This window comes from Streptomyces sp. NPDC028722 (assembly GCF_040637655.1).
Lineage (GTDB): Bacteria > Actinomycetota > Actinomycetes > Streptomycetales > Streptomycetaceae > Streptomyces.
On sequence record NZ_JBEZWU010000078.1, the window covers coordinates 1 to 4,503 of the forward strand.

Here is a 4,503-nt window from a genome sequence, read left to right on the forward strand (position 1 = left end):
ACAGCGGACGAACCCGCCCTGTTGGCAGCCAAGTTCGATCTCGCGGCCCTCACCGAACAGGCCGCTGCGGATCGGCTGGCTCCCATGCTGCGAGGTCTCGTACGGCAGCCGCGCCGGAGCGTCCGGACCGGTGCGGTCGGTATGGGCGCCGGAGGTGCGGCGGGCGAATCGCTGGCCGACCGGTTGACGGTGATGTCCCAGCCCGACCGGCAGCGCATCCTGCTCGACCTGGTGCGCACCGACGCCGCCACCGTGCTGGGCCGCCGTGAACGGGACGCCATCGCCCCGGAGCGTGCCTTCAAGGACCTCGGCTTCGACTCGCTCACGGGAGTGGAGCTGCGCAACCGGCTCACGGCGACCACGGGGCTCCAGCTGCCCGCGTCGGCGGTGTTCGACCACCCGACTCCAGCCGCCCTCGCAGACGTACTGGTGGAGCAGCTGGGTGCCTCGCCGGTGTCTGTCCTTGCCGAGCTCGACCGGCTGGAGGCCGCGTTGTCCTCGACCGCTCCGGACGACGAGGTCATGGTCCAGGCGGCCAAGCGCCTACAGACGCTGGCCAGCCGGTGGGCGTCGTCGGGCTCCGGTTTCGAGGCAGAGGAGGAGTTCGACCTCGCTTCCGCCTCCGACGACGAACTGTTCAGCTTCGCCGAGAACGAGCTTGGCTCCTCCTGACAGCGGCGCCGACCCCCACACCTGCTGAGCAGAAGGACTTCCGATGACCACGAACGACGCCAAGCTGCGCGACTACCTCAAGCGTGCCCTCGCCGATCTCAGCCAGGCCCGCAAGCGGCTGCGCGAGGTCGAGTCCGAGAGGACGGAACCGATCGCGGTCGTGGCGATGGGATGCCGTCTTCCGGGAGGTGTGTCCTCGCCCGATGACCTGTGGGAGCTGGTCTCCGCAGGCCGTGACGGCATCTCGTCGTTCCCGACCGACCGGGGCTGGGACGTGCAGGGGTTGTACGACCCGGACCCGGAGCGTCCCGGGAAGTCGTACGTCAGGGAGGGCGGCTTCGTCACGGATGCCGCCGACTTCGACGCCGCCTTCTTCGGGATCAGCCCGCGCGAGGCGGTGGCGATGGACCCGCAGCAGCGCCTCCTGCTGGAAACCTCCTGGGAGGTCTTCGAGCGGGCCGGCATCGACCCGACGTCGATGCGCGGTCGCAACGTGGGTGTGTTCGCCGGTACCAAGCCCCAGGACTACATCTCCAGCCTCGAAAGCGGGGAGTCCAGTGCCGAGGGGTACGCGCTGACGGGCAGCGCCGGCGCGGTCACCTCCGGCCGGGTCTCGTACGCCTTCGGCTTCGAGGGTCCCGCCGTCTCCATCGATACGGCGTGCTCGTCGTCGTTGGTCGCCATCCATCTGGCCGCCCAGGCGCTGCGCAGCGGCGAGTGCTCGCTAGCCCTGGCCGGCGGTGTGTCCGTGATGGCCACGCCGGGCGCCTTCGTGGCCTTCTCCCGGCAGCGGGGTCTGGCGGCTGACGCGCGCTGCAAGGCCTTCGCTGCGGGCGCGGACGGCACGGCGTGGGCCGAGGGCGTGGGCCTGCTGCTCCTTGAGCGCTTGTCGGACGCGCGGCGCAACGGTCATCAGGTCCTGGCGGTCGTCCGTGGCACGGCCGTGAACCAGGACGGCGCATCCAACGGCCTCACCGCCCCCAACGGCCCCTCGCAACGACGCGTCATCCGACAGGCGCTGGCCAATTCCGGGCTTCTCGCCACGGACATCGACGCGGTGGAGGCGCACGGTACGGGTACGTCGCTGGGTGACCCGATCGAGGCGCAGGCGTTGATCGCCACGTACGGCCAGGGCCGTCCGGCGGACCGCCCGCTCTGGCTGGGCTCGGTGAAGTCGAACCTCGGTCATACCCAGGCCACCGCGGGTGTGGCGGGTGTTATCAAGATGGTGCAGGCGATGCGGCACGGTGTGCTGCCGAAGACGTTGCATGTGGATGAGCCGTCGCCGAAGGTGAACTGGTCGGCGGGTGCGGTGGAGTTGCTGACGGAGTCGCGGGAGTGGCCTGAGAGGGGTCGTCCGCGTCGTGCGGGTGTGTCGGCGTTCGGTATCAGTGGGACGAATGCGCACGTGATCCTGGAGGCCGTCGAGGCTGAGCCGGTGGCGGAGCGCGCGGTGGTCCCCGATGGTGTGGTGCCGTTGGTGGTGTCGGGCAAGTCGGTGGAGGCGGTACGGGCTCAGGCCGAGGCGCTGGCGGCCCACCTGGACTCCGCTCGGGACGTGCCTCTCACCGACGTGGCGTACTCGCTGGCGACGACCCGGACGCATTTCGACCATCGTGCGGTGGTCGTCGCCGGGTCGGTGGCGGAGGCGCGGGAGGGTCTGGCGTCTTTACGTCCGCAGAGTGTGGTGCCGGCGGGCCGTCTGGGTGTGTTGTTCACCGGGCAGGGGTCGCAGCGGGTGGGGATGGGGCGTGAGCTGTACGGCGCGTTCCCGGTGTTCGCCGAGGCTTTCGATGAGGTGTGTGCGGCCGTCGACGGGAAGCTGGGCCGCTCGTTGAAGGCGGTGATTTTCGAGGGCGGGGAGCTGCTGGAGGAGACGCGGTACGCGCAGCCGGCGCTGTTCGCGGTCGAGGTGGCGTTGTATCGGCTGGCGGAGTCCTGGGGCGTGCGTCCTGATTTCCTGGCGGGTCACTCGATCGGTGAGGTGACGGCCGCGTATGTGGCGGGTGTGTGGTCGCTGGAGGATGCGGCCACGCTGGTCGTGGCGCGTGGTCGGCTGATGCAGGCGCTGCCGGCCGGTGGCGTGATGGTCGCGTTGGAGGCCACGGAAGAGGAGATCGCGCCGCTGCTGTCGGACGGTGTGAGCATCGCCGCAGTCAACGGGCCGACCTCGCTGGTGTTGTCGGGTGTGCAGGATGCGGTCGAGTCGGTGGTGGCCCGTTTCGAGGGCCGTCGGGTCAAGCGGCTGAGGGTGTCACACGCGTTTCATTCGCCGTTGATGGACCCGATGCTGGACGAATTTCGCGAGGTCGCGGCCGGGCTGACGTACAACACCCCGACGCTGCCGGTGGTGTCGAACCTGACGGGTGAGGTGGCGGACGCCGGGCGGCTGTGCTCGCCCGACTATTGGGTGGAGCACGTACGCGGCACGGTCCGTTTCCACGACGGTGTGCGGGCGTTGCGTGATCAAGGCGTGCGTACGTTCCTGGAGTTGGGTCCGGATGGCGTTCTGACCGGGATGGTGGCGGAGGACTGTGTGCCGTCGCTGCGTCGGGACGTGCCCGAGGACCGGGCGTTGATGAACAGTGTGGGACAGCTGCACACGCGTGGTGTTGCCATCGACTGGGAGCAGGTCTTCGCCCGCACCGGCGCACGCCGCGTTGACCTGCCCACGTACGCCTTCCAGCATCAGCGTTTCTGGTTGAACCCGACGCTGTCGGAGGGTGATCCGGCGCTGGCTGCCGGGCATCCGTTGCTCGACACCGTGGTCGGGGTTCCTGACACCGGTGGTGTGGTGTGCACCGGCCGGTTGTCCCTCGCCGCCCAACCGTGGCTGGCGGACCATGTGGTGTCCGGCACGGTCCTGCTGCCCGGTGCCGCGCTGGTGGAACTCGCGATCCGCGCCGGCGACGAGGTCGGCGCGCGAGGCCTGCGTGAACTGGTCATAGAGGCGCCCTTGGTGATCCCGGACGAGGGTGCCGTGCGGGTACAGGTCACGGTCGGTGAGGACACGGGCGGTGGCGTGCGGCTGGTTGGGGTGTACTCGCGGTCCGATGACGCAGGGTCCGGTGCGCCGTGGGTGCGTCATGCGAGTGGGCTGCTCGACGAGGATGCGCCGGCATCCGGTGCTGGTTTCGAGGTGTGGCCGCCGGAGGGTGCGGTGGCGGTGGATGTGTCGCGGTTGTACGAGGAGTTGGCCGGCCGTGGGTATGGCTATGGGCCGGTGTTCCGGGGGCTTCGTGCGGTGTGGCGGCGTGGTGATGAGGTGTTCGCCGAGGCGGTGTTGCCGTCGAGTGAGGGGGACACGGCGGCCGGGTTCGGTCTGCATCCGGCGCTGTTGGATGCGGCGCTGCACGCTGGGGCCTTTTTGGGTGCGAGTGAGTCCGAGGGGGGTCTGTTCCTGCCGTTCGCGTGGAGTGGGGTGTCGCTGCACGCTTCGGGGGCGTCGTCGCTGCGGATCCGGTTGTCGTCCTCGGGTGCGGAGTCGCTTTCGCTGGAGCTGGCCGACGGTGAAGGTGCTCCGGTGGCGTCGGTGGAGTCGCTCGTGCTTCGGGCGGTCACCGCGGACCAGTTGAGGGTGTCCGACGGTGGCGAGTCGTTGTTGCGGGTGGAGTGGTCTCGGGTGCCGGTGCCTGTGGACGCTGATGCCGGTGTGGTGGAGGTGTTCGAGGTCGGGGCGGTGGCGCTGGATGCGGAAGCCGTGCACGGTGTGACGGCTGAGGCGTTGTCGGCTGTGCAGTCCTTCCTTGCGTCGTCGCGGGAGGGGTCTTTGGTGGTGGTGACGCGGGGTGGGGTGGGTGTCGGGGAGGGGGTGGACGACCCGGCGGTGGC

2 protein-coding genes are annotated in these 4,503 nt (G+C 69.8%); both read left to right on the plus strand.

Going from position 1 to position 4,503, the window contains the following annotated elements; all coding sequences use genetic code 11:
• Positions 1 to 672: beta-ketoacyl reductase (locus AB0F03_RS37815; RefSeq protein WP_362001013.1), on the plus strand; the 672-nt coding region annotated here is incomplete at its 5' end.
• Between the two features lie 43 nt (positions 673 to 715).
• The coding region (locus AB0F03_RS37820; RefSeq protein WP_362001015.1) for a type I polyketide synthase at positions 716 to 4,503 on the plus strand (3,788 nt) is incomplete at its 3' end.